A 24954-nucleotide genomic window follows, 5' to 3' on the forward strand; every position below is an offset into this window, starting at 1 on the left:
AAAAGAAATACTCCCCCTAGTGCCTAATCTTGTAGAAATCCGCGATCTCCATTTTGGTTATGGTGAGCGTCCGATACTGTCGGAGCTCAACATGGACTTCCCACGTGGCAAAGTAATTGCCGTCATGGGTGGCTCCGGCTCAGGTAAAACCACGGTTTTACGCCTGATAGGCGGGCAGTTAAGCCCACAAGCTGGGCATGTTGCGGTAGACGGGCAGGTGGTGCACCAGCTCGATACCAAGGCTTTGTATAAATTGCGTCGCAAGATGGGCATGTTGTTCCAGCATGGCGCTTTGTTCACGGATATCTCTGTGTTCGAGAACGTAGCCTTCCCGTTGCGCGAACATACAGACTTATCCGAGGAGTTAATCCGCGACCTGGTGTTGATGAAGTTGCACACTGTCGGCCTGCGTAACGCTGCCCAGTTGATGCCTTCAGAAATTTCCGGCGGGATGGCGCGACGCGTTGCGTTGGCGCGTTCGATAGCGCTGGATCCACAACTGATCATGTATGACGAGCCGTTTGCCGGTCTCGATCCGATTTCGATGGGCATGACGGCCAACCTGATCCGCAAGCTCAATGATGCGCTCGGTTCGACCACCATCCTGGTTTCGCATGATGTGCACGAATCGTTTTCGATTGCCGACTATGTGTATTTCCTGTCCAAAGGCACCATCGTCGCGCAAGGTACGCCAGCCGAGATGATGGCTTCCAGCGACCCGTATGTGAAACAGTTCGTCAATGCCGAGCCGGATGGCCCTGTGCCTTTCCATTATCCGGGCAAGTCGCTGGCCGATGATCTGGGGCTGGGGGCACGTTCATGATTTGGTTGCTGGAGACGCTGGGACGTCTGGTTCGTGAGTTTGTAGTCAATATCGGTTTTGCTACCCGCACCTTTTTCGGCATCATCGGTGCGTCTGGTGGTTTGCTGCGTCGTTTTCGCCTGGTCACCAGCCAGATCCACTTCATCGGCAATTATTCGCTGGTGCTGATTGCGGTATCCGGTTTATTTGTCGGTTTCGTGCTGGGTTTGCAAGGCTATTACACACTGAATAAATACGGTTCCGAACAGGCGCTGGGTTTGCTGGTTGCCTTGTCGCTCACGCGGGAACTGGGTCCGGTGGTGACCGCATTGCTGTTTGCCGGACGTGCCGGTACTTCGTTGACAGCTGAAATTGGCCTGATGAAAGCCGGTGAGCAATTGTCGGCAATGGAAATGATGGCGGTGAACCCGCTGCAGCGGGTGCTGGCACCGCGTTTCTGGGCCGGTGTGATTGCGATGCCTATCCTGGCCGCCATCTTCAGCGCGGTTGGTATCCTCGGTGGTTACATCGTCGGTGTGCAACTGATAGGCGTGGACGAAGGCGCTTTCTGGTCGCAGATGCAGGGTGGTGTGGATGTCTGGAATGACATCGTCAATGGCGTGATTAAAAGTATCGTATTTGGCTTCGCAGTAACCTTCGTGGCCTTGTACCAAGGGTATGAAGCCCAGCCAACGCCGGAAGGCGTGGCACGCGCGACGACGCGTACCGTGGTAATCGCGTCCTTGTCCGTGTTGTGGCTGGATTTCCTGTTGACGGCACTGATGTTCAGCTAAGTTGCAATAAAGGGGCGCGGAGCGGCTTATGCACTTTTAGATTAAAATGTGCGCCCCTCCGACGCTTTGTTCGTGTGATGGATGAGACACTATTTTTGATAAATAGCGATTTCTCCCATATTTGAGGTATCTGTTTATGCAACGAAAATCATTAGACTTATGGGTTGGCCTGTTTGTGCTGCTGGGCGCTGCCGCACTGTTCTTTTTGGCGATGAAAGCCGGGAACATGGGATCGGTGATGTCCTTCGAGCAGGTTTATCCGGTCGTGACAAGATTCGATAATATCGGCGGATTGAAGCCGCGCGCACCCGTAAAAAGTGCCGGCGTGGTGGTGGGACGCGTAGCCGATATCTCCTTCGATGATAAAAGCTATCAGGCGACCGTTACCCTGAATATTGAAAGTCGTTATGTTTTCCCGAAAGACTCGTCGGCCAAAATTTTGACCTCGGGCTTGCTGGGCGAACAATATATAGGTTTGGAACCAGGTGGCGATACCGTCAACCTGGCAGCAGGTGACAGAATTACAATGACACAATCGGCCATGGTGCTGGAGAACTTGATTAGTCAGTTCCTCTTCAGCAAGGCAACCGAAGGGAAAGAAGACCAAAAATGAAAAATACCAGCAAAACACTCTTGTTAGCTTCCGCATTGCTGCTCGGCGGATGTGCCAGCAGCACCGCCAACAATCAGGCTGATCCGCTCGAAGGTTTTAACCGTGCGATGTTCAGCTTTAACGACACCGTGGACCGTGTCGCGCTGAAACCAGCTGCGACTGCCTACCAGGATGTATTGCCTTCGTTTGTACAGACCGGCGTCAATAACTTCTTCGGCAACATCGGCGACGTCTGGACCATGGTCAATAATTTCCTGCAAGGAAAAGGCGAAGCAGGTCTGTCCGACGTGATGCGCGTTGCAGTCAACAGCACATTCGGTTTCGGCGGTATCCTGGATATCGCGTCTGAAGCGGGTATCCAGAAGCACAAGGAAGATTTCGGTCAGACCCTGGGTAAATGGGGCGTAGGTTCCGGTCCGTACGTGGTCCTGCCTTTGTTTGGTCCTTCGACCCTGCGTGATACTGCTGCCTTGCCAGTTGATATCTACGGCGATGCATGGACATACGTCACACCTGTTGACGTACGTAACGTAGGTGCAGTGGTACGCGTCATCGATCTGCGTGCTTCGGCATTGAACGCAACCAACTTGCTGGAAGATGTGGCGCTGGATCGTTACACCTTCATCCGCGGTGCTTATTTGCAACGTCGTGAAAGCCAGGTGCGTGACGGTGCGGATGCCAAACCGACCAACGACAAGGCAATTGGCCCGCAAAGCTAATCAACTGCTTGCTTCTTGTTACAGATTCGTAGCGGGGCGCAAGCATCATTGTTGAACCACGTGCGCTGAAAGCAGTCGAATCGCATGCAAACGAGCCGGTTGCACGCATGTGGGTGTAATCCGGTTATCGCGGCATGTGCTTGCTCTTATGTAATTCGCCATGCCGTTCAACCGGTCAGAAATTGGGTTAGGGAAATATGAATATATTTAAGAAATTGTCGTTCGCAGTTGCAGCTCTGATGTTCGCTGGCTATGCCGCAGCACAGGAAGCACCGGATGTCTTGATCAAGCGCATCAGTGAAGATGTGATGGCGACCGCTAAATCCGATAAGGAAATCCAAAGCGGCAATCCACGTCGTATCCAGCAAGTCGTTGATGAAAAAATCCTGCCGTATGTTGATTTCCAACGCATGACAGCGCTGGCTGCCGGTCGTTACTGGCGTGATGCAACACCGGATCAGCAAAAACAGCTGACCCACGAATTCCGCAGCTTGCTGATGTACACCTATTCGGGCGCTATCTCGCAAATCCGTGATCAAAAACTCGAGTATCGCCCTTTGCGTGCTGATCCTGCTGACACCGAAGTCATCGTGAACACACAGGTTATCCAGCAACGTGGTGAGCCTATCCAGTTGAGCTATCGCCTGGCGAAATCGGCAGCTGGCTGGAAGATTTATGACGTCAACGTGCTGGGTGCATGGCTGGTTGAAACCTACAAAGGCAGCTTTGCCGCAGAAATCAGCAAATCGGGCGTTGATGGCCTGATCAAGACCCTCGCAGAAAAGAACAAAAAGCTTGCCGCCAGCTCGGCAAAACCAGCTAAGGCTTCCTGATAATGTTCCAGCCCGGTACATCGCTCACTTTCGACAATGCCAAAACGGCATTGAACGCTGGTTTGCAGGCGATTGCTGCCGGGCAGACGGAATTTGATTTTGCTAAAGTGGAAACTGTCGATTCAGCGGCAGTTGCCACCATGCTGGCCTGGCGTCGTACCGCCAGCGCCCGCGCCGTTTCCCTCAGTTTCAACAATCTGCCAGGGAATCTGCGCAGCCTGATTTCCCTCTATGACGTGACCGAATTGATCGGTTCCAGCTCCGCGCGCGCCGATTTGCCCCATCATTGACCCCGTCGTCAATTTCCTGCGTACTACGTTTCACAGCCCTTCGTGCAGGGGTTCAACGTGAAAATCCAATATAATCAAAGGTTTTCGCATCCGGTAGCGTGAATTGCGCCGCCGTCAGCGTTCCATTCTTGCGTAAAGTGTTCTGAGCCACCATGGCTGCAATTCAAATTAACAATGTCGAAAAAAGCTATCGCACGCTGAAAGCGTTGAATGGCGTTTCACTTTCTATCGAAGAAGGTGAATTTTTCGGCTTGCTCGGCCCGAACGGGGCGGGCAAAACCACGCTCATCTCCATCATCGCCGGTCTGAACCGTGCCGACTCGGGTAACGTCACCATCCAGGGTCATGACGTCGTCAGCGATTACCGCAAGGCGCGCCAGTTGCTCGGCGTCGTGCCGCAGGAATTGGTGTTCGATCCTTTCTTTACCGTGCGTGAGACTTTACGCATGCAGTCGGGCTATTACGGCCTGAAGAATAACGATGCATGGATAGATGAAGTCATGCACAACCTCGACCTGACCAACAAGGCCGACGCAAATATGCGCGCATTGTCCGGCGGCATGAAGCGCCGCGTGCTGGTGGCGCAGGCGCTGGTACACAAACCGCCGGTCATTGTGCTGGATGAGCCGACTGCGGGTGTCGATGTCGAGTTGCGTCAAACCTTGTGGAAATTTATTTCACGCCTGAATCGCGAAGGCCACACCGTCGTATTGACCACGCACTATCTGGAAGAAGCGCAGGCGCTGTGCAATCGTGTTGCCATGTTGAAGGGTGGGCAGGTAGTAGCGCTGGATACCACCTCCACGCTGATTAAGCGCATCTCCGGTTCGCAACTGGTGGTAAAGCTGGCTGCAGGCAGTTTGCCGGACGAACTGAAGGAATTGGTTTCGCATCCGGAAGAACTGGCCTTCGGTAACAAGTACACCTTGCGCGTCAACGATTACAACGACGTCGAGCCGATACTGGCAAAGCTGCGCCAGGCGGGTGTGACGATAGAGGATATGCAATTGCAGCAGGCAGATCTGGAAGATGTTTTCATACAGATCATGGAAGGTGAGAAATGATAGGCTTCCAGACCCTGTTTTATAAAGAAATGCTGCGCTTCTGGAAGGTCGCGACGCAGACTGTGGCCGCGCCTATCCTGACGGCGGTACTGTACTTGCTGATCTTCGGGCATGTGCTGGAAGACCATGTGCAGGTTTATCCCGGCGTGAAATACACGGCTTTCCTGATACCTGGGCTGGTCATGATGAGCGTCTTGCAAAATGCATTTGCCAACTCATCGTCGTCGCTGATTCAGTCCAAGATTACCGGTAATCTGGTGTTCGTCCTGTTGCCACCGTTGTCGCACTGGGAGTTGTTCAGCGCTTATGTGATGGCGGCCGTCGTGCGCGGCCTGGTGGTTGGCAGCGGCGTGTTTATCGTGACTGCGTGGTTTGCCGACATGTCTTTCGTCGCACCGTGGTGGATAGTGATCTTTGCCGTGTTGGGCGCAGCGATGCTGGGCACCATGGGCCTGATCGCGGGCATCTGGGCGGAGAAGTTTGACCAGCTCGCAGCATTCCAGAACTTCCTGATCATGCCTGCCACGTTCCTGTCCGGCGTCTTCTACTCGGTACATTCCTTGCCACCGTTCTGGCAAACCGTGTCGCATATGAACCCGTTTTTCTACATGATAGACGGCTTCCGTTATGGCTTCTTCGGTCAGTCCGATGTGAATCCGCTGGTCAGTTCTACTGTCGTCGCATTTTTCCTGGTGCTGCTGGCAGGCGTAGGTATGTCGCTGCTGAAGAGCGGTTACAAGCTGCGTCATTAATCATCCGGAAATAAACCGTACACCCTATTTATTCACCTCATCATCACCATATTAGATAAAGGCAGAATCATGTTGCCCACACCGGAATTAGTTAAAAGTTATATCGCGGCAGGCTTGAATTGTTCACACCTCGAGGTTAGCGGCGATGGCGCGCATTTCGAAGCTGTGATCGTATCGGACGCGTTTGCAGGCAAGCGCCTGATCCAGCGTCATCAATTGGTGTACGCCGCTTTGGGTGATCGCATGCGTGAAGAAATCCACGCCTTGTCGATGAAGACACTGACGCCAGAAGAATTCCAGAAGTAAGTAACTGCATATTTGAACGGACCAGCTTTAAATGGATAAACTTTTAATTCGGGGCGGTAATCGTCTCTCCGGCGAGATCACTGTTTCCGGTGCAAAGAATGCAGCGCTGCCTATCTTGTGCGCGGGCTTGTTGACGGCCGATACGGTACAGCTGAGTAATGTACCTAATTTGCAGGACGTAACGACTATCTTGCGCCTGTTGCGCCAGATGGGTTTGCGCGCCGAGCAGGACGGCGATAAAGTCAGCCTCAACGGCAGCGCCATCGATAAGCTGGAAGCGCCGTACGAAATGGTGAAAACCATGCGTGCGTCCATCCTGGTACTGGGACCTTTGCTGGCGCGCTTCGGCGAAGCCCGGGTCTCCTTGCCTGGTGGTTGCGCGATCGGTTCGCGCCCGGTAGACCAACACATCAAGGGTTTGCAGGCGATGGGTGCCGAGGTCACGATAGAGGCCGGTTACATCCATGCCAAAGCCAAGAAGCTCAAAGGTACGCGCATCGTGACCGATATGATTACCGTCACCGGTACCGAAAACCTGCTGATGGCGGCGACGCTGGCAGAAGGTGAGACCATACTCGAAAACGCTGCACGTGAACCGGAAGTCACCGACCTGGCAAATCTGCTGGTGGCGATGGGTGCAAAGATCGAAGGCATAGGTACGGATCGCCTGGTGATCCAGGGTGTAGAGAGTTTGCACGGCGCCAGCCATGCAGTGATTGCTGACCGTATCGAAACCGCAACCTTTATGTGCGCAGTGGCGACGGTCGGTGGCGATGTTACTTTGCGCAATGTGCGTACTGATACGCTGGATGTGGCGTTCGACAAATTGCGCGAAGCCGGTGCGATCCTGACGTCTGGTGACGACTGGATACGTGTGCAAATGGCATCGCGTCCGAAAGCAGTCAGCTTCCGTACCACTGAATACCCGGGTTTCCCGACCGACATGCAGGCGCAATTCATGGCCATGAACTGTGTTGCAGAAGGCAGCAGCCGCGTAATCGAAACGATTTTTGAAAATCGTTTCATGCACGTACAGGAAATGAATCGCCTCGGCGCTGCGATTACGATTGAAGGTCACACTGCGATCATCAATGGTGTGGATAAGCTGGTTGGTGCACCGGTGATGGCCACCGACTTGCGCGCTTCGGCTTCGCTGGTGATTGCTGCTCTGGCTGCCGAAGGTGAAACACTGATAGATCGCATTTACCATCTGGATCGCGGTTACGATCGTATGGAAGTCAAATTGTCCGCCGTCGGCGCAGATATACAGCGAGTGAAATGATGACGCAAGAGAACCAACAACTGACACTGGCGCTGTCCAAGGGCCGCATTTTCGAAGAAACCTTGCCGCTGCTGGAAGCCGCAGGCATCAAGGTGACAGAAGATCCGGAAACCTCGCGCAAGCTGATCCTGCAAACCAATGATGCAAATGTGCGCGTGATCATCGTGCGCGCATCCGACGTGCCGACCTATGTGCAATACGGTGCCGCTGACTTCGGTGTGGCCGGCAAGGACGTCTTGCTCGAGCATGGCGGCGAAGGCCTGTACCAGCCTATCGACCTGCATATCGCGAAATGCCGTATGTCGGTCGCGGTCAAGGATGGCTTCGATTACGAAAGCGCCGTGCAACAAGGTGCGCGCCTGCGCGTCGTGACCAAGTATGTAGAAACTGCACGTGAACATTTTGCGTCCAAAGGTGTGCACGTTGATCTGATCAAGCTGTATGGTTCGATGGAGCTGGGGCCGTTGGTAGGCCTGGCCGATGCCATCGTCGATCTGGTCAGCACTGGCAGCACCCTGCGCGCCAATCATCTGGTTGAAGTGGAACGCATCATGGACATTTCATCGCGCCTGGTCGTTAACAAGGCTGCACTGAAACTGAAACGTGAGCGCCTGCAACCGATACTGGAAGCGTTTGAACAAGCGTCGAAACGTCACTCTTGATGTCGGCAGTATTTAATTCCTACATGGCCTGATTGAGGAAAATGATGTCCATACAGATACGCAAATTTGATTCCACACATCCCGACTTCAAGCAACAGCTCGCGGATGTACTGGCGTTCGAAGCCAGCGAAGACGAAGCGATTGATCGCTCCGTGCAGCGCATCCTGGAGGATGTGAAGAAGCGCGGTGACGTTGCTGTGCTTGAATATACGAAGCAATTCGACCATGTCGAAGCAGGCAGCATGCAGGCGCTGGAAATCGGCGGCGAAGCATTGCAAGCCGCACTGGCGCAACTGTCGCCGGTACGTCGCGCCGCCTTGCAGACTGCAGCGGATCGTGTGCGCGTGTATCACGAACGACAAAAAGCCGAGATTGGTTCCAACGGCTTCAGCTACACCGAAGCAGACGGCACCATCCTCGGACAAAAAGTAACACCGCTGGATCGCGTCGGTATTTATGTGCCGGGCGGTAAAGCAGCTTATCCATCATCGGTATTGATGAATGCGATTCCTGCCAAAGTCGCAGGCGTGCAGGAAGTCATCATGGTGGTGCCGACCCCGAATGGCGTGAAGAACGAATTGGTATTGGCAGCGGCGGCGATGTCCGGTGTCGATCGCGTCTTCACCATCGGTGGCGCGCAAGCTGTCGCTGCGCTGGCGTACGGCACGGCGACTATCCCGCAGGTAGACAAGATCGTCGGCCCGGGCAATGCCTACGTGGCCGCAGCCAAGCGCCGCGTGTTTGGTACCGTGGGTATCGACATGATCGCTGGCCCATCGGAAATCCTGGTGGTGTGCGACGGTACGACCGATCCGGACTGGATCGCGATGGACTTGTTCTCGCAAGCCGAGCATGACGAACTGGCGCAATCCATTCTGATCTGCCCGGATGCGGCTTATCTGGATGCAGTGGCAGAGAGCGTCAATCGTCAACTCGCGGATATGCCACGCAAGGAAGTGATCACCACTTCGCTGACCAATCGCGGTGCGATGATCAAAGTGCGCGATATGGACGAAGCATGCGAGATCGCGAATATGATCGCGGCGGAACACCTGGAAATCTCGACCGAGAATCCGCAGCAATGGGCCGATAAAATCCGCCACGCTGGCGCCATGTTCCTCGGTCGTTTCTCGTCCGAGTCGCTGGGTGATTATTGCGCGGGTCCTAACCATGTGTTGCCGACTTCGCGCACTGCACGTTTTTCTTCGCCACTGGGTGTGTATGACTTCCAGAAGCGTTCCAGCATGCTGCAGGTCAGCCAGGGTGGCGCGCAGACTCTCGGCAAGGTTGCCGCTGAACTGGCGTACGGCGAAGGTTTGCAAGCCCACGCCCGTTCTGCAGAATATCGCCTGAAATGAAATTGCTCCGGGCCCAGCCATGACGGATTGGCGTGATCGCATTTTCTGTGAAGATGCGCTGGCTGGGCTGGCGCGGATACCCGATGGTGCGATCGACCTGATCATTGCCGATCCGCCGTATGGACTGGGCAAGGATTACGGCAACGATTCCGACAAGCTGGATGCCGATGCCTACCTGCATTGGATGGAGCAATGGATAGATGCCGCTTTGCCCAAGCTGAAGGCGAATGGCAGTCTGTACATTTTCCTGACCTGGCGCTATTCGCCGGAAGTATTCGTCATGCTGAAGAAGCGCATGACCATGCTCAATGAAATCATCTGGGATCGTCGTGTGCCTTCGATGGGCGGCGGTACCCGCAAGTTTTCTTCGGTGCATGACACCATAGGTTTCTTTGCCAAAGCCAAGGATTACTATTTCGATCTGGATGCGGTGCGCATCCCTTACGATGCGGAAACCAAGAAAGCACGTTCGCGTTCTATCTTCGTTGGTGCCAAATGGCTGGAGATGGGCTACAACCCGAAAGATGTCTGGAGCGTGTCGCGTTTGCATAAAGAGCATCGCGAACGGGCTGACCATCCGACCCAGAAGCCACTGGAAGTAGTTGAGCGCATGTTGAAGGCTTCGTGTCCACCCGGCGGAGTGGTGCTGGATCCTTTCATGGGCAGTGGCACCACGGCAGCGGCGGCCAAACGATGCGGCCGCCATTTCGTGGGTTTTGAGCTGAATGCCGAATATTGCGAGATGATAGAAAAACGTTTGCAGCTGCTGACACCGCAGGAAGAAGCTGGCAGTCCGGTTTTGAGCGGGCAGGAGCAAAAATCGGCGTCGGAAGAAATCTGATTAATTTCGATGTGGAATTGCCAAGAGTTCGCGCATTTATGCAGATTCCTGCGATTCTCGGGCTAAAAAGGCGTGTATCTGGCGAAACAGGTGCCCGAAGCTAAAGTCCTCGTTGAAAATGTGGGTAAAATGCATGTATTGCCATAAACTTGGCTCAGCTTTGCCTCTGAAGTGGCAAAGTGATTTATATCTCGATGCTGTACCAGCATTACCCTCTTCGTCATAACTGGTTGTTAATTGAATATGTCTACGCCACGCACTGCAGAAATCACGCGCAATACCAACGAGACGCAAATCCGCGTTGCGATCAATATCGATGGTACCGGTCAGCAAAAACTGAATACCGGCGTGCCTTTCCTTGACCATATGCTGGATCAGATCGCCCGTCACGGCCTGATCGATCTGGATATCGAAGCCAAAGGTGATCTGCATATCGATGCCCACCATACGGTGGAAGACGTCGGCATTACACTGGGCCAGGCTTTTGCCAAAGCGATAGGCGACAAAAAAGGCATCCGTCGTTACGGTCATTCCTATGTGCCGCTGGATGAAGCCTTGTCGCGCGTTGTCATCGACTTCTCGGGTCGTCCAGGACTGGAATTCCATGTCCCGTTTACCCGTTCGATGATAGGCACCTTTGATGTCGATCTGACACACGAATTCTTCCAGGGCTTTGTCAATCACGCCTTGGTATCTTTGCATATCGACAATTTGCGTGGCGTGAATGCCCACCATCAGTGCGAAACCGTATTCAAGGCCTTCGGCCGTGCATTGCGCATGGCTGCTGAACTGGATCCGCGTTCCGTTGGTACGATTCCATCGACCAAAGGCAGCCTGTAAGCTGCTCGCGGCCTGCAAGAGAATTTCAATACACTGAAATCTGAATCAACCGGTATGAACAAAATTGTTGTAGTGGATTACGGCGTGGGCAACCTGCGCTCGGTCGCCCAGGCTTTGCGTAAAGTGGCTCCGGAAGCGGATGTCCGCATTTCGGGTGAGCTTAATGACATCCATACGGCGGACCGCCTGGTCTTGCCGGGGCAGGGTGCGATCCCGGATTGCATGCGTTCGCTGCAAGAGTCCGGTTTGCAGGAAGCCCTGCTCAATGCCGCGCGTAACAAACCTTTATTCGGCGTCTGTGTCGGCGAGCAACTCATGTTCGACTGGAGCGAAGAAGGCGATACGGCCGGTCTTGGCTTGTTCCCTGGCAAGGTAATCAAGTTCCGCCTCGAGGACCAATTGCAGGAAGACGGTTCCCGCTTTAAAGTCCCGCAAATGGGCTGGAACCGCGTGCGTCAGGCGCAGTCACACCCGCTGTGGAACCAGATTGCTGACGACAGTTACTTCTATTTCGTGCATAGTTATTACGCGGTTCCTGCCGATCTTGCGCACATGGTAGGTGAAACACCCTACGGCGCGCCGTTTTGCAGCGCGATTGCACGCGATAACATCTTTGCGACGCAGTTTCATCCGGAGAAAAGTGCTACGGCCGGACTGCAGCTATACAAGAATTTTGTTCACTGGAATCCGTAAGCCTTATTCTTTATCGCTTTCTTTTCTACTTACAACCTCATACTCCAAACGTATCCATGCTGCTAATACCTGCCATCGATCTCAAAGACGGTCACTGCGTTCGCCTGAAACAAGGCGATATGGACCAGGCCACCGTATTTTCCGACGACCCTGCCGAAATGGCGCGTCACTGGTTATTGCAAGGTGCGCGTCGACTGCATCTGGTTGATTTGAACGGCGCGTTTGCCGGCAAGCCGAAGAACGAATCGGCCGTCAAATCGATTTTGCAGGCAGTGCGTGAATACGCTGAGCAAAACGGCATCGAAGAAATTCCGGTGCAACTGGGTGGCGGCATCCGCGACCTCGACACCATAGAACGCTACCTGGATGACGGCCTGAGCTACATCATCATTGGTACCGCTGCGGTCAAGAACCCAGGCTTCCTGCATGACGCCTGCAGCGCCTTCCCGGGCCAGATCATCGTTGGCCTGGACGCCAAGGATGGCAAAGTCGCAACCGATGGCTGGAGCAAGCTGAGCGGTCACGAAGTGATAGACCTGGCGAAGAAGTTTGAAGATTACGGCTGTGAATCCATCATCTACACCGACATCGGCCGTGACGGCATGATGGGCGGCGTGAATATTGAAGCGACGGTCAAGCTGGCGCAAAGCATGACGATCCCGGTGATCGCATCTGGCGGTGTGCACAACATCAAGGATGTGGAAGCACTGTGCGCGGTACAGGACGAAGGTATCGAAGGTGTGATCTGCGGTCGCTCGATTTACGAAGGTACGCTGGACTTGCGCTCGGCGCAGGACCGGGCGGATGAATTGACAGACGAAGCACCGGAAGCGGACGCATGACACTGGCAAAACGCATTATTCCCTGTCTCGATGTCACCGCTGGTCGCGTCGTCAAGGGTGTCAATTTCCTCGAGTTGCGCGATGCCGGTGACCCGATAGAAATCGCGCGTCGCTACGACGAGCAGGGCGCAGACGAAATTACGTTTCTCGATATTACTGCGACCTCGGATGGTCGTGATCTGATTCTCGACATCATCGAAGCGGTCGCGTCACAAGTGTTTATTCCATTGACGGTTGGTGGTGGTGTGCGCGCGGTGGACGATGTGCGCCGTTTGCTGAACGCCGGTGCCGATAAGGTCGGTATCAACAGCTCGGCCATCAGCAACCCGCAACTGGTATTCGATGCATCGCAGAAGTACGGCTCGCAATGCATAGTCGTGGCCATCGACGCGAAGAAGGCCTCGGATGGGCGCTGGGAAGTATTCACGCATGGCGGGCGCAAGGCGACCGGGCTGGATGCAGTCGAATGGGCCAAGAAAATGCAAAGCCTGGGTGCTGGTGAAATCCTGCTGACCAGCATGGATAGAGACGGCACCAAGATAGGTTTCGACCTGGACCTGACACGCGCGGTGTCGGATGCGATCAGCATCCCGGTGATCGCTTCAGGCGGTGTCGGCGGTTTGCAGGATCTGGCAGATGGCGTCAAAGTCGGTCGCGCTGATGCGGTGCTGGCTGCCAGCATCTTCCATTACGGCCAGCACACGGTGCAGGAAGCCAAGCGTTTCATGGCAGATCAAGGTATTCCAATGAGGTTGGTATGAGCAGCAATGCAAAATGGCTGAATAAGGTGAAGTGGGATGAGCACGGCCTGGTGCCGGTCATCGCACAGGAAGTCGGCACCAATGATGTGCTGATGTTTGCGTGGATGAATCGTGATGCGCTGGCCAAGACCATAGAGTCGGGCGAAGCGATCTACTGGAGCCGCTCGCGCAAGAAGCTGTGGCACAAGGGCGAAGAGTCCGGCCACACGCAAAAAGTGCATGAAGTGCGCCTGGATTGCGATGAAGACGTGGTCTTGCTCAAGGTCGAGCAAGTCGGCGCGATCGCCTGCCATACCGGACGTCATTCCTGCTTCTTCCAGAAGTTTGAAGGCGGCGCGAAAGACGGCGACTGGGAAACCGTCGAGCCTGTGCTGAAGAACCCGGAAACGATATACAAATAAAGGCAGAGTCGCATGAGTGAAACACTGAAGCGCCTGGCAGCCGTGATTGAATCACGCAAACCGGCGAATGGCGGCGATCCTGAAAAATCGTATGTGGCGCGCTTGTTCAAGAAGGGCGACGACGCGATTTTGAAAAAAATCGGCGAAGAAGCGACTGAGCTGGTGATGGCGGCCAAGGATGCGCGCGTGAGCGATGACAAATCCAAGGTGCTGTACGAGTGCGCCGACCTGTGGTTCCATTCGGCTGTCCTGCTGGCACAATTCGATTTGACCCCACAAGACGTGCTCAATGAGCTGGCACGACGTGAGGGCATCTCCGGAATTGAAGAAAAAGCTGCGCGCAAAGCAGACTAATTATCCCTACATCTGATACGCTGGCGTTGAGAACCAACCACGATGGAGTTTCATTTGGATAATTGTATTTTTTGTAAAATTGCCGCGAAACAAATTCCCGCGCAGATTATTTATGAAGACGACGATCTGCTCGCATTCAAAGATATTAATCCTGCTGCGCCAGTCCATTTCCTGATTGTTCCAAAAAAACATGTGGCTACCCTGGCTGATTGCACGGCTGAGGATGCTGCTTTGTTGGGTAAAATATCTTTGCTCGCGCCGAAGCTGGCGCAGGAGCAGGGAGTTGGTTACCAGGCGGATGGTAATGGCCCTGGTACCGGTGGTTTCAAAACGCTGTTCAATACCGGACCGGATGGTGGGCAAGAGGTGTACCATCTGCATATGCACGTGATAGGCGGACCGCGTCCGTGGCGCAGATCACTGGCTTAAAACAATAATTCTAGAATTAGGGCGGCGACGCTTAACAAGGAGAAAATGATGGGTTCATTTAGCATCTGGCACTGGTTGATTGTACTGGTCATCGTGATGCTGGTATTCGGCACCAAGAAACTCGGCAATATGGGTTCGGACGTCGGTAAGGCAGTCAAAGGTTTTAAAGACGGCATGAAGGGCGAAGACGACAAGCCTGCTGCCCAGAACGCTGCGCCATCGCAGGTTGCCGACAAAGGCACCGTCGATGTTGAAGTGAAAGAAAAGTCGAATAGCTGATCATCTTGTGGGCAGGGCGGCCATCCGGCCTGAACTTGCCCGCACTATGTACAGCCTATCGCTAATCATATGATCGATATCGCCTTCTCCAAGCTCGCGATCATTGGTGTTGCGGCACTGGTTTTCATCGGCCCGGAAAAATTGCCGAAAGTGGCACGCATGGCCGGTACTTTGTTCGGCCGTGCGCAGCGTTATATCAATGACGTCAAATCCGAAGTGAGCCGCGAGATGGAGCTCGACGAGTTGCGCAAGATGCACCAGGAGGTGCAGTCTGCTGCCAGCGATGTCGAACGGTCGATTTCGCAGGGTGTATCGCAAGCCGAGAGTTCGCTGAATTCGGCATGGGACGACGTCGCATCTTCAGCCGATGTGGAGCTCAATCCGCTGATGGAGCCGCCGACCTACGATGAGGCCGCGGCCAAATCCAAAACCTTCCGCAAAAAGAAACTCGCACATACCTCGGCGATTCCGTCCTGGTACAAGCGTCAAAGCGGCCAAAAATCGCGCGTTATTTCCGGTGCGGCCCGTATGGCGAAACATACGCCTGCGCATGCCCGTAAATCCTCGCCTTTTTTTCATTGATGACCGGAGCGGGTGCGCAGCACAGTGCAGTGTTTGAACTGCCTCCCCGGATACCTGAGATGAATACCGTCACGCCATAATGAATGAAGAAAAGAACATGACCGGTACCGAAGACTCATTCATTTCGCATCTGATCGAGCTGCGCAGCAGGCTGATGAAAGCCTCGCTGGTAGTCATCGTGATATTCCTGTGCCTGATGCCCTGGGCTGGCGACATCTATGACGTTCTGGCACGTCCCATGATGCTGGCGCTGCCGGAAGGCAGCAAGATGATCGCAACAGGTGTTATCACGCCGTTCCTGATTCCGGTCAAGGTGACCATGCTGGTGGCCTTCCTGCTGTCGCTGCCATGGGTACTGTACCAATTGTGGGCATTCATCGCGCCTGGCCTGTATACGCATGAAAAGAAGCTGATCGCACCGCTGGTTATCTCGTCGTCGGCGCTGTTCGTGGTCGGTGTGGCGTTTTGCTACTTCTTTGTATTCGGTGTGATCTTCCACTTCATCAATAACTTCGCGCCTAAATCGATTTCGGTCGCGCCGGATATTGATAGCTACTTCGGCTTTGTGATGACCATGTTCATCGCCTTTGGCCTGACCTTTGAAGTGCCGGTGATCGTGATTGTGCTGGTGCGTATGGGGCTGGTCTCGGTCGAGAAGCTGAAGCAAATCCGCCCTTATGTGATCGTCGGTGCCTTTGTGATCGCAGCGATTGTTACGCCGCCTGACGTCATGAGCCAGTTGCTGCTGGCAGTGCCGCTGTGTCTGCTGTACGAGGTGGGTTTGTTGCTGGCGCCGATGTTCGTCCGTATTACGCAGGCGCCGAAAGAATCCGAATCGATTTAAGAACTGACGCGCAGGCACTCAGCCTGCGCTTGCTGTGGTGCTTACGCCTGGCGTAGCCAGGTCACCAGCGGGTAAGCATCCTTGAAGTCGGACGCCAGCATTTTCCCAAGATCGGCCACTTTCCTGACGTCCAGCTCGTGCCAGACGATGAAGTTCTTCAGCTTGATGTATTCGAGGTGCGGAACATCCGCATCAAAGCCTTTCGGTGGTCGGCTCAGCTTTCCTTCCTCTTGTAACTCGCCGTAAGTCTCTTTCAACTTCTTGTTCTTCAACAGTTTGGTAAAGCCCGCAGCATCGTCTATCACGTGCTGGCGGATCGCGCGCAGGCGTTCCGGTGGCGGCATCCATTCACCGGCTGCTATCAGCAGGGTGCCGGTTTCGTTGATGTGGAAGTAGTAAGTCGGGCCGCCACCCTGATGCGGTCTTTTCAAGCCGCTGGCATTAATCGCAGCCGAGAAATGCGTTTTGTACGGAATCTTTTCTTTGGAAAAGCGCATATCGCGGTTAATGCGAAACAGTGCTTTCTTCGGATTGCAGCCAGCAACCGCAGGATCAAACTTGCCGAGATCTGCGATCAACTTTGTCACCAGTTCCAGGAATTCAGCGCGCAGGATGTCGTAGCGCGGTTTGTTCATGACGAACCATGCACGATTATTGTTCTCGGCCAGCTCGGCCAGGAATTGGGTGAGATCGCGTATATGCATGGTTGTCTTGCCTGTGCTTACTCGGAGCGTTGTGCTGCACGTGGACGCTTGCCGACTGTGATGTTCAGATTGGTTTCCTGGTTGCGGCGCAAGACCACTACCTTGGCCTTGGTGCCAGGTGACAGTTGTGCGATCTGGTTCAGCATGTCGGCCATATCAGTGATGTTTTTGCCTTCGACCGATACCAGGATATCGCCAGGTTGCATACCTGCCTTATCGGCCGGGCCGCCTTTCAATACGCCGGCGATGATGGCGCCTGTACTTTTCTTCAGGCCGAAGCTCTCAGCCAGTTCTGGCGTGATGTCTTGTGGTTCGACACCGATGTAACCACGTACCACGTGGCCGTTTTTGATAATGCCATCCATCACGGATTTGACGGTTGTCACCGGAATCGCGAAGCCGATACCGAGCGAGCCGCCGCTACGGGAATAGATTGCGGTATTGATACCCAGCAGGTTGCCGTTGGCATCGATCAAGGCGCCGCCGGAATTGCCCGGATTAATCGCGGCATCGGTCTGGATGAAGTTTTCGAATGCATCCAGGATGCCGAGGTGGTTACGTCCCAGTGCCGAGATAATGCCCATGGTGACGGTCTGGCCGACGCCGAAAGGATTGCCGATAGCCAGTACAACGTCGCCAACGCGTGCTTCTTCAACACGTCCCAGCGTGATCGCAGGCAGGTTGTCCAGATTGATTTTGATGACAGCCAGATCGGTTTCAGGATCGGAGCCGACTACCTTGGCAATGGCTTTGCGGCCATCTGTCAGCGCAACTTCGATCTCATCCGCTGCTTCCACTACATGGTTATTGGTGAGGATGTAACCTTCAGCGCTGACGATGACGCCGGAGCCGAGGCTGACTTGTTTTTCCTGTTGTTCATCGAAGCGATCGCCGAAAAACTTCCGGAAGAACGGATCATCCATGAAAGGATTTTGCGATGGCGTGGCGGTTTTGCTGGTGAAAATATTGACGACCGATGGCATCGCCAGCTTGGCTGCATCGCGGAATGAACCTTGTGTCGGTGCGGTATTCGGTGGCGCTTCCAGCATGGAAACCGAGGTTGAGCTGCGCACCTTTTGCGTGCCGCTCAGTACGCCGCTCGCCCATTCAGGCTTCAAGGTCGTTACAATGAATAAAATTGCCAAACCGACGGTTACGGTTTGCGCAAACAACAGCCAAAGACGTCGCATAAAAGGTAGGAAAAATGGGTCAGGGAACGATAGATAGGGATGAACTAGCCAAATATCTAGCGAGAACGCTTGATATTACCCGTTTTCGAGATTTTTGCCCAAACGGCTTGCAAGTCGAAGGGCGCAAGCAAATCAAAACACTGGTTACTGGCGTCACCGCCAGCATGGCCTTGTTGCAGGCAGCGGTAGAAAAAGGTGCAGATGCCATTCTCGTGCATCACGGTTATTTCTGGCGCGGCGAAGACATGCGCGTGATCGGGCAAAAGCATCAACGCCTGAAAACATTGCTGACGCATGATGTAAATTTATTTGCCTATCACCTGCCGCTGGATATGCATGCCGAGTTTGGTAATAACGCGCAACTGGCTGCCCGCCTCGGGCTGCAAGCCGAATCACGTTTTGCCGAAGATGACCTTGGATGGCTGGGCAAGAGCGCGAATCCTGCCGTGACTACAGTTGGTGAACTGGCGCTGGAAATAGAAAAACGTTTGCAGCGCAAGCCTTTGCTGATAGGCGATCCGGCGCAGAAGCTGGGCGCAATCGGCTGGTGTACCGGTGCCGCGCAGGGCTACCTCGGTGATGCGATCGCTGCCGGTGCGCAGGTTTATCTGAGTGGTGAAATTTCTGAACCCACCGTACATTTGGCGCGCGAAAGTGGCGTCGCTTATCTTGCCTGCGGGCATCATGCAACTGAACGCTATGGTGTGCAGGCTTTGGGTGCGCACATCGCAAATACGTTTGGCATAACGCACCATTTCGTCGATATAGATAATCCAGTCTGATGCATTTTCAGAACATGGTTACAGACATATATGCATGTCTTGCGTAATCATGCTGCATGGCAATTTGTGTCTATGGTATAACTACAAATATTGGCAAAAAATACAGGCGCGTTTTTGTTCGCGTGTCGGGCACGGAGAGGAGTACGGATCAATGCAGGAACCGGTAGCCGATGGGCCGATTACAGTCCTAGTTGTCGAGGATGACGCGCTTACGCGTCGTACCTTGGGTCTTGCAATCGAGAAGGAGCCGTCACTGAAATTGCTGGCTGCACTCAGTGATGTGAAATCCGCATTGGGCTGGCTGGAACAGCAGTCGGTAGAACTCTTGCTGGTCGATCTGGGTTTGCCGGATGGCTCCGGCATCGACATCATTCGTTATTGCGCGCACCGCCATCCTGCGTGCAACATCATGGTCATCACCACGTCCAGTGATCAGGATAATGTACTCGACAGCATAGAAGCGGGTGCCTCCGGTTATGTGTTGAAAGATGCAGATCGCCTTGATATCGTCAGTGCCTTGCTGGACCTGCATGCCGGCGGTTCCCCGATGAGTCCTTCGATAGCGCGCAAGGTGTTGGGGCGCATACGTGATGGCAAGCGATCGGTTGATGCGGCGGCGGCTGAAGATGCGGCCGAGCAAGTGGCGCTGACCAAACGCGAATCGACTATCCTGGATTTGATCGCGCGTGGTGACAGCTACGGTGAAGTGGCGCGACAACTCTCGTTGTCGGTCGGCACCATACAGACCCATATCAAAAACATCTACGATAAATTATCGGTGCACTCGCGTGGCGAAGCGGTGTACGAAGCGAATCGCCGTGGTTTATTGCAGATGGATCAATTGAAATCCAAACGTTGAAAATTTGCAGCGGGATTCGTTGCAACAAATAAAAAAGGCCGCTGAATCAGCGGCCTTTTTGTTTATTTTTTCAGTGAGTCGCGGATTTCACGCAACAGCACGATATCTTCCGGAGTGGCTGCTTCCGGTTCCGGCGCAGCTGGTTCGGTTCTTTTCAGTTTGTTCAACAAGCGCACCATTTGGAAAATGATGAAGGCCAATATGATGAAATTAAGCGCAATTGTGATGAAATTGCCGTAGGCGAGGACCGCGCCCAGTTTTTTTGCCTCGACCAGTGTCAGGTTGGGGTCCTGATTATTCAGCGCAATATAGTAATTGCTGAAGTCCAGACCGCCGAAAACCTTGCCGACGACCGGCATGATGACATCCTGTACCAGCGAATCGACGATCTTGCCGAAAGCCGCGCCAATAATGACGGCGACCGCTAAATCGACCACATTTCCCTTGACCGCAAATTCCTTAAATTCCTGCATCATGCCCATGGCAATCCTCCGTTTAACTTGTTTGTAAAAATGCAATGCGCCAACGTATCCTAGATTTAGGCGCAAAAAACGTCAAATTAAATTTCCTCAAATTTTGTCAATTTCGATGGATAATGCGTCCCAAATAAAATAATTACATGTTGCCGTATTGCTCAAAAGTTCCGCAAAATTATCTTGAAGCATGCTATTTGCTTTAAAACAAACGTTGGCTCCGTTATAATCTAAGGTTGCTAGAAGTTTCGTACAGATTTCGCATTTTGACTGATTGGGGTTGGTATGAGTAACGAAAAGCAGGTCGATTCCGGTCGGCGAGGCTTGCTCGTCGCCACATGTGCGGCGGGTGGCGTAGCTGGCTTAGCCACAACTGGAGTATTAGTCTCTACGTTTCAGCCATCGGAGCGCGCAAAAGCCGCTGGTGCGCCTGTCGAAGTCGATATTTCTAGCCTCGTTCCGGGCGAGATGAAAACCGTCGAATGGCGCGGCAATCCAGTCTGGATTTTGAAGCGCACACCAGAGCAGGTCGCTGCTCTGGGCAAGTCAGATAATGAACTTGCCGATCCTTCGTCTTCCCGTACGCAATTCTCTACGACCCCGGAATACGCCATGAATGAATGGCGCTCCCGTCAAAAAGACCTGTTGGTCGTAGTTGGTATCTGTCCTCACCTGGGTTGCTCCCCGACTGCCAAATTCCAGACCGGTGCCCAGCCATCGTTGCCTGACGACTGGCACGGCGGCTTCCTGTGTCCATGCCATGGCTCGACCTTCGATCTGGCCGGTCGTGTTTATAAAAATAAACCATCGCCAGACAACCTGCAGGTTCCGCCATATATGTTCGAAGGCGACACCAAACTGGTCATCGGTAAAGATGAGAAAGGCGAGGCGTAATCATGGCATTCCACGAAAAGCAGCTTCCTGCCGATGCACCTATCGCTGACAAGGCACTGAACTGGGTAGATGCCCGTTTTCCGCTGTCATCGACCTGGAAAGCCCATCTCTCCGAATATTACGCTCCTAAGAATTTCAATTTCCTCTACGTTTTTGGCTCGCTCGCACTGCTGGTGCTGGTGATCCAGATCGTGACCGGTATTTTCCTCGTCATGCATTACAAACCGGACGCAAACCTGGCGTTTGCTTCGGTGGAATACATCATGCGCGATGTGCCTTGGGGCTGGCTGGTGCGCTACATGCACTCGACCGGCGCTTCGGCATTCTTCGTCGTGGTTTACATCCACATGCTGCGTGGCCTGTTGTACGGTTCGTATCGCAAACCGCGTGAACTGGTCTGGTTGTTCGGCGTCGCGATTTTCCTGTGCCTGATGGCGGAAGCCTTCTTTGGCTACCTGCTGCCATGGGGCCAAATGTCGTACTGGGGCGCGCAAGTTATCGTCAACCTGTTCGGCGCGATTCCTTTCATCGGCCCTGACCTGTCGCTGTGGATCCGTGGCGATTACGTGGTTTCCGACGCTACGCTGAACCGCTTCTTTGCATTCCACGTGATTGCGATCCCGCTGGTCCTGATCGGTCTGGTGGTAGCGCACATCGTTGCCTTGCACGAAGTAGGTTCGAGCAATCCGGACGGCGTTGAGATCAAGGAAAAAGTAGATGAAAAAGGTGTGCCACTCGACGGCATTCCTTTCCATCCTTACTACTCGGTACACGATATTTTCATCGTGACCATCTTCCTGTTCGTGTTCACCGCTGTGGTGTTCTTCGCGCCGGAAATGGGTGGCTACTTCCTCGAGTACAACAACTTTATTCCAGCTGATCCGCTGAAAACGCCACCGCACATTGCGCCGGTCTGGTACTTCACGCCGTTCTATTCGATTCTGCGTGCAACCACTTCGGACTTCATGATCTGGCTGGCAGCAGGTGTCGCGGCTTATGTCGCGCTGATCATCCTCAAGACCCGTCTGGCCAGCAAGTTCAAGATCGCTGCTGCAGTGGTTGGTCTGGTAGCGATCGCAGGCATGTTCATCTTTGATGCGAAGTTCTGGGGTGTGGTGTTGATGGGTGTGTCCGTCATGATCATGTTTGGCCTGCCATGGCTGGATGTGTCGCCGGTCAAATCGATCCGTTATCGTCCTAGCTGGCACAAATACGTGTACATGCTGTTTTGCTTCGTTTTTGTCGTTCTCGGTTATCTGGGTGTGCAGCCGCCGACCGCAATCGGTACTGCAATCGCACAGGTCGGTACCTTCATCTACTTTGGCTTCTTCTTGCTGATGCCTTGGTGGAGTGCTATGGGTACCTTCAAGCCTGTACCGGATCGTGTTGTTTTCCATCCGCACTAAGCCAAGGGATAACAGAATCATGACATTGCTGAAAAAACTGATTGCGTCTCTGGTGCTGTTGCCAGGCCTGGTGCTGGCTGCTGAAAGTAATTTCCCGCTGGATCATGCGCCTGACCGTACCAAAGACCTGGCAGCCCTGCAAAACGGCGCACGCCTGTTCGTGAACTACTGCCTGAGCTGCCACGCTGCTTCGTCGCTGCGTTATAACAAGTTGCAAGACCTCGGCCTGACCGAAGAGCAGATCAAGAACAACCTGCTGTTCACATCGGACAAGGTCGGCGGCATGATGACCATCGCGATGGCACCGAAAGATGCGAAAAACTGGTTCGGTGCAGTTCCGCCAGACTTGTCCGTCATCGCCCGTGCCAAAGCATCCGGTGCAGGCAGTGGTCCCGACTGGTTGTATACTTACCTGCGTTCGTACTATAAAGACGACACCCGGGCGACTGGCTGGAACAATATGGTCTTCCCTAACGTCGGCATGCCGCATGTGTTGTGGGAACTGCAAGGTATCCGCGACGCCAAGTTTGTCGAAGAGAAAGATCCGCATGACGCTAGCAAGGTCGTGCACAAGTTTGCTGGCTTTGAACAAGTTACTCCTGGTCTCATGACCCCGCTGGAGTACGACAAAGCTGTTGCCGATTTGGTGTCATTCATGACCTGGATGGCCGAACCGGCGCAAAATACCCGTAAACGCCTGGGCGTTTGGGTATTGCTGTTCCTGGGTGTATTCATAGTAATCACCTGGCGCTTGAATGCTTCCTATTGGAAAGATATCAAGTAATTTTCTTGCCCGCAGTTTGCGGGGTTTGTTTTAGGGTGAGCCGTAAAACGTCTCACCCTTTTGTTTCTAAGGAACTATAAAAATGATGGTTCTCTATTCGGGTACAACCTGCCCATTCTCTCAACGTTGCCGTCTGGTTCTGTTTGAAAAAGGCATGGACTTTGAAGTCCGCGATGTAGATTTGTTTAACAAGCCGGAAGATATTTCGACCATGAATCCGTACGGCCAGGTACCTATCCTGGTTGAGCGTGACCTCATTTTGTATGAGTCAAACATCATCAACGAATACATCGACGAACGCTTCCCGCATCCGCAATTGATGCCGGCTGATCCGTTGATGCGCGCACGTGCGCGTCTGATGCTCTTCAATTTTGAAAAAGAATTGTTCATCCACGTACACACGCTGGAAAACGACAAAGGTCGCAGCGGTGAAAAGGTTCAGGAAAAAGCACGGAATGAAATCCGTGACCGCCTGACCACGCTGGCTCCATTGTTCCTGAAGAACAAATACATGCTGGGCGATGAATTCTCGATGCTGGACGTAGCGATTGCTCCGTTGTTGTGGCGTCTGGATCATTACGGCATCGAGTTGTCGAAAACCGCTGCACCGCTGATGAAATACGCTGAACGCATCTTCTCGCGTCCTGCCTATATCGAAGCATTGACGCCTTCTGAAAAGGTCATGCGCCGTTAAAAAACTGCGCTATGGGGTTCCGGTCGTGTCCTTGTATGAAACCTTATGTTTCAATCAACGACATCGCCGGGGTTTCGTGGCACACTTTTTAGCCGTGTAGAGCTGATCGCCATCATGTCTGAAACTTCAACCAAACCTTATTTGCTGCGCGCCATTTACGAATGGTGTACTGATAACGGCTATACCCCTTACATGGCTGCCGTCGTAGACGGTGCCACACGGGTCCCGATGGAATTCGTCAAGAACGGCGAGATCGTTCTGAACATCAGCTTCAGCGCCACCAGTGGCCTGAAGATGGAAAATGATTTGATCCGCTTCAGCGCCCGTTTCGGCGGCGTCTCCCGCGATATCACGGTTCCTGTTGATAATGTGGTGGCCATCTATGCGCGTGAGAACGGGCAGGGCATGGCATTTGAAGCCACCAACAAGGCTGGTGCGGAAGAAGCTGACGAAGAAGTCGAAGATACAACTGTGGAAGATGCAGCGCCAGCCCATACTGCGCCTGCCTTAACCTCGGTTCCGACAGCGCCGCACAAGCACGAAGACCATGATGCAAGTGGTGATGGTAACGACGATGTACCGGATCCACCGAAAAAAGGTGGAAGACCTACCCTCACACGCATCAAATAGAGTATAATACTGCTCTGCAAAAGTTTAGCCGACTTAGCTCATTTGGTAGAGCAGTTGATTTGTAATCATCAGGTGGCCAGTTCGAAACCGGCAGTCGGCACCAAATAAAAACCCCTTATAGCCTCGCTATGAGGGGTTTTTTCTTATATGTTCGCTTTTCATCCATGCTCAGTCGTTTTGCATGGTTCAGTCCCGGC

The 24954-nt window shown here is 53.6% G+C and carries 33 protein-coding genes and 1 tRNA gene; 31 read left to right on the plus strand and 3 right to left on the minus strand.

Going from position 1 to position 24954, the window contains the following annotated elements; genetic code table 11:
• Positions 1 to 19: 19 nt before the first annotated feature.
• The 23 genes from H7U06_RS03120 to tatC all read left to right on the plus strand — a co-directional run bounded on the left by H7U06_RS03120 (position 20) and on the right by tatC (position 16341).
• Positions 20 to 823: an ABC transporter ATP-binding protein gene (locus H7U06_RS03120; protein ID WP_175624732.1), complete on the plus strand. Its 804-nt coding sequence runs from the start codon at positions 20 to 22 to the stop codon at positions 821 to 823.
• Entirely contained in the window at positions 820 to 1596 is a 777-nt protein-coding gene (gene mlaE, locus H7U06_RS03125) for a lipid asymmetry maintenance ABC transporter permease subunit MlaE (RefSeq protein WP_175624733.1), read from the plus strand. Before H7U06_RS03120 ends, mlaE begins: the two co-directional genes overlap by 4 nt.
• A 136-nt stretch (positions 1597 to 1732) precedes the next feature.
• Positions 1733 to 2209 (plus strand): outer membrane lipid asymmetry maintenance protein MlaD, encoded by a 477-nt coding sequence (gene mlaD, locus H7U06_RS03130; protein ID WP_175624734.1) that lies wholly within the window; start codon positions 1733 to 1735, stop codon positions 2207 to 2209.
• Positions 2206 to 2928, plus strand: a complete 723-nt coding sequence (locus H7U06_RS03135; protein WP_175624735.1) for a VacJ family lipoprotein — start codon at positions 2206 to 2208, stop codon at positions 2926 to 2928. The genes mlaD and H7U06_RS03135 overlap by 4 nt, the downstream gene beginning before the upstream one ends.
• 197 nt (positions 2929 to 3125) lie before the next feature.
• On the plus strand, positions 3126 to 3761 hold the full coding sequence (locus tag H7U06_RS03140) for a phospholipid-binding protein MlaC (RefSeq protein ID WP_175624736.1): 636 nt from the start codon (positions 3126 to 3128) through the stop codon (positions 3759 to 3761).
• Between the two features lie 2 nt (positions 3762 to 3763).
• Complete coding sequence (locus H7U06_RS03145) at positions 3764 to 4051, plus strand: lipid asymmetry maintenance protein MlaB (protein WP_175624737.1); 288 nt, start codon at positions 3764 to 3766, stop codon at positions 4049 to 4051.
• A 152-nt stretch (positions 4052 to 4203) separates the two neighbouring features.
• Positions 4204 to 5115 carry an ABC transporter ATP-binding protein gene (locus H7U06_RS03150; protein WP_175624738.1) on the plus strand — a complete coding sequence of 304 codons (912 nt, stop codon included), beginning with the start codon at positions 4204 to 4206 and terminating at the stop codon, positions 5113 to 5115.
• Positions 5112 to 5867 carry an ABC transporter permease gene (locus H7U06_RS03155; RefSeq protein WP_124574305.1) on the plus strand — a complete coding sequence of 252 codons (756 nt, stop codon included), beginning with the start codon at positions 5112 to 5114 and terminating at the stop codon, positions 5865 to 5867. The genes H7U06_RS03150 and H7U06_RS03155 overlap by 4 nt, the downstream gene beginning before the upstream one ends.
• A 69-nt stretch (positions 5868 to 5936) precedes the next feature.
• The gene (locus H7U06_RS03160) at positions 5937 to 6173 is read left to right on the plus strand and encodes a BolA family protein (RefSeq protein ID WP_175624739.1); all 237 of its coding nucleotides are present in this window, start codon (positions 5937 to 5939) and stop codon (positions 6171 to 6173) included.
• Positions 6174 to 6204: 31 nt separating this feature from the next.
• Positions 6205 to 7455 carry a UDP-N-acetylglucosamine 1-carboxyvinyltransferase gene (murA, locus tag H7U06_RS03165; RefSeq protein WP_175624740.1) on the plus strand — a complete coding sequence of 417 codons (1251 nt, stop codon included), beginning with the start codon at positions 6205 to 6207 and terminating at the stop codon, positions 7453 to 7455.
• A complete protein-coding gene (gene hisG / locus H7U06_RS03170; RefSeq protein ID WP_175625198.1) occupies positions 7455 to 8117 on the plus strand; it encodes an ATP phosphoribosyltransferase in 663 nt (220 codons plus the stop codon). The genes murA and hisG overlap by 1 nt, the downstream gene beginning before the upstream one ends.
• Positions 8118 to 8161: 44 nt before the next feature.
• Positions 8162 to 9475 (plus strand): histidinol dehydrogenase, encoded by a 1314-nt coding sequence (hisD, locus tag H7U06_RS03175; RefSeq protein ID WP_175625199.1) that lies wholly within the window; start codon positions 8162 to 8164, stop codon positions 9473 to 9475.
• A 19-nt stretch (positions 9476 to 9494) separates the two neighbouring features.
• Positions 9495 to 10316 carry a site-specific DNA-methyltransferase gene (locus H7U06_RS03180; RefSeq protein ID WP_175624741.1) on the plus strand — a complete coding sequence of 274 codons (822 nt, stop codon included), beginning with the start codon at positions 9495 to 9497 and terminating at the stop codon, positions 10314 to 10316.
• Between the two features lie 243 nt (positions 10317 to 10559).
• Complete coding sequence (gene hisB, locus H7U06_RS03185; RefSeq protein ID WP_175624742.1) at positions 10560 to 11156, plus strand: imidazoleglycerol-phosphate dehydratase HisB; 597 nt, start codon at positions 10560 to 10562, stop codon at positions 11154 to 11156.
• Positions 11157 to 11210: 54 nt separating this feature from the next.
• The gene (gene hisH / locus H7U06_RS03190) at positions 11211 to 11849 is read left to right on the plus strand and encodes an imidazole glycerol phosphate synthase subunit HisH (RefSeq protein ID WP_175624743.1); all 639 of its coding nucleotides are present in this window, start codon (positions 11211 to 11213) and stop codon (positions 11847 to 11849) included.
• Positions 11850 to 11905: 56 nt separating this feature from the next.
• Positions 11906 to 12691, plus strand: a complete 786-nt coding sequence (gene hisA / locus H7U06_RS03195; RefSeq protein ID WP_175624744.1) for a 1-(5-phosphoribosyl)-5-[(5-phosphoribosylamino)methylideneamino]imidazole-4-carboxamide isomerase — start codon at positions 11906 to 11908, stop codon at positions 12689 to 12691.
• A complete protein-coding gene (gene hisF, locus H7U06_RS03200) occupies positions 12688 to 13452 on the plus strand; it encodes an imidazole glycerol phosphate synthase subunit HisF (RefSeq protein ID WP_175624745.1) in 765 nt (254 codons plus the stop codon). Before hisA ends, hisF begins: the two co-directional genes overlap by 4 nt.
• Positions 13449 to 13853, plus strand: a complete 405-nt coding sequence (hisI, locus tag H7U06_RS03205; RefSeq protein WP_124574313.1) for a phosphoribosyl-AMP cyclohydrolase — start codon at positions 13449 to 13451, stop codon at positions 13851 to 13853. The genes hisF and hisI overlap by 4 nt, the downstream gene beginning before the upstream one ends.
• 12 nt (positions 13854 to 13865) lie before the next feature.
• On the plus strand, positions 13866 to 14207 hold the full coding sequence (locus H7U06_RS03210; RefSeq protein WP_175624746.1) for a phosphoribosyl-ATP diphosphatase: 342 nt from the start codon (positions 13866 to 13868) through the stop codon (positions 14205 to 14207).
• Positions 14208 to 14261: 54 nt separating this feature from the next.
• Positions 14262 to 14636 (plus strand): histidine triad nucleotide-binding protein, encoded by a 375-nt coding sequence (locus H7U06_RS03215; RefSeq protein WP_175624747.1) that lies wholly within the window; start codon positions 14262 to 14264, stop codon positions 14634 to 14636.
• 48 nt (positions 14637 to 14684) lie between these two features.
• Positions 14685 to 14915, plus strand: a complete 231-nt coding sequence (tatA, locus tag H7U06_RS03220) for a Sec-independent protein translocase subunit TatA (RefSeq protein WP_076593136.1) — start codon at positions 14685 to 14687, stop codon at positions 14913 to 14915.
• Between the two features lie 69 nt (positions 14916 to 14984).
• A complete protein-coding gene (gene tatB / locus H7U06_RS03225; RefSeq protein ID WP_175624748.1) occupies positions 14985 to 15497 on the plus strand; it encodes a Sec-independent protein translocase protein TatB in 513 nt (170 codons plus the stop codon).
• 97 nt (positions 15498 to 15594) lie between these two features.
• The gene (gene tatC, locus H7U06_RS03230) at positions 15595 to 16341 is read left to right on the plus strand and encodes a twin-arginine translocase subunit TatC (RefSeq protein WP_230089541.1); all 747 of its coding nucleotides are present in this window, start codon (positions 15595 to 15597) and stop codon (positions 16339 to 16341) included.
• A 41-nt stretch (positions 16342 to 16382) separates the two neighbouring features.
• On the opposite strand, the gene H7U06_RS03235 is transcribed toward tatC, so the two are convergent.
• Positions 16383 to 17045, minus strand: coding sequence for a DUF2461 domain-containing protein (locus tag H7U06_RS03235; protein WP_175624750.1), 663 nt, complete (start codon positions 17043 to 17045; stop codon positions 16383 to 16385).
• A gap of 17 nt (positions 17046 to 17062) precedes the next feature.
• A complete protein-coding gene (locus H7U06_RS03240) occupies positions 17063 to 18235 on the minus strand; it encodes a Do family serine endopeptidase (RefSeq protein WP_175624751.1) in 1173 nt (390 codons plus the stop codon).
• Between the two features lie 14 nt (positions 18236 to 18249).
• On the opposite strand from H7U06_RS03240, the gene H7U06_RS03245 reads away from it, so the two are divergent.
• Together H7U06_RS03245 and H7U06_RS03250 are read left to right on the plus strand one after the other, a co-directional pair.
• Positions 18250 to 19017, plus strand: a complete 768-nt coding sequence (locus H7U06_RS03245) for a Nif3-like dinuclear metal center hexameric protein (protein ID WP_175624752.1) — start codon at positions 18250 to 18252, stop codon at positions 19015 to 19017.
• 151 nt (positions 19018 to 19168) lie between these two features.
• The gene (locus H7U06_RS03250) at positions 19169 to 19876 is read left to right on the plus strand and encodes a response regulator transcription factor (RefSeq protein WP_175624753.1); all 708 of its coding nucleotides are present in this window, start codon (positions 19169 to 19171) and stop codon (positions 19874 to 19876) included.
• 62 nt (positions 19877 to 19938) lie between these two features.
• Here H7U06_RS03250 and mscL read toward each other — a convergent pair whose 3' ends face one another.
• Positions 19939 to 20358 (minus strand): large conductance mechanosensitive channel protein MscL, encoded by a 420-nt coding sequence (gene mscL / locus H7U06_RS03255; RefSeq protein WP_303049229.1) that lies wholly within the window; start codon positions 20356 to 20358, stop codon positions 19939 to 19941.
• A gap of 276 nt (positions 20359 to 20634) precedes the next feature.
• Here mscL and petA point away from each other — a divergent pair, with 276 nt between their 5' ends.
• The 6 genes from petA (at position 20635) to H7U06_RS03285 (ending at position 24860) form a co-directional block, all read left to right on the plus strand.
• Positions 20635 to 21243 (plus strand): ubiquinol-cytochrome c reductase iron-sulfur subunit, encoded by a 609-nt coding sequence (petA, locus tag H7U06_RS03260; protein ID WP_175624755.1) that lies wholly within the window; start codon positions 20635 to 20637, stop codon positions 21241 to 21243.
• Positions 21243 to 22649: a cytochrome bc complex cytochrome b subunit gene (locus H7U06_RS03265; protein ID WP_175625200.1), complete on the plus strand. Its 1407-nt coding sequence runs from the start codon at positions 21243 to 21245 to the stop codon at positions 22647 to 22649. Before petA ends, H7U06_RS03265 begins: the two co-directional genes overlap by 1 nt.
• 19 nt (positions 22650 to 22668) lie before the next feature.
• A complete protein-coding gene (locus H7U06_RS03270; RefSeq protein ID WP_175624756.1) occupies positions 22669 to 23433 on the plus strand; it encodes a cytochrome c1 in 765 nt (254 codons plus the stop codon).
• Positions 23434 to 23515: 82 nt separating this feature from the next.
• A complete protein-coding gene (locus tag H7U06_RS03275; RefSeq protein WP_124574326.1) occupies positions 23516 to 24127 on the plus strand; it encodes a glutathione S-transferase N-terminal domain-containing protein in 612 nt (203 codons plus the stop codon).
• Positions 24128 to 24241: 114 nt separating this feature from the next.
• Entirely contained in the window at positions 24242 to 24757 is a 516-nt protein-coding gene (locus H7U06_RS03280; RefSeq protein ID WP_175624757.1) for a ClpXP protease specificity-enhancing factor, read from the plus strand.
• A 27-nt stretch (positions 24758 to 24784) separates the two neighbouring features.
• Positions 24785 to 24860: transfer RNA gene (locus tag H7U06_RS03285), tRNA-Thr, on the plus strand.
• Positions 24861 to 24954 lie beyond the last annotated feature (94 nt).

The sequence above is a fragment of the Herminiimonas sp. Marseille-P9896 genome, assembly GCF_903993245.1.
Taxonomy (GTDB): Bacteria; Pseudomonadota; Gammaproteobacteria; order Burkholderiales; family Burkholderiaceae_D; genus Oxalicibacterium; species Oxalicibacterium contaminans.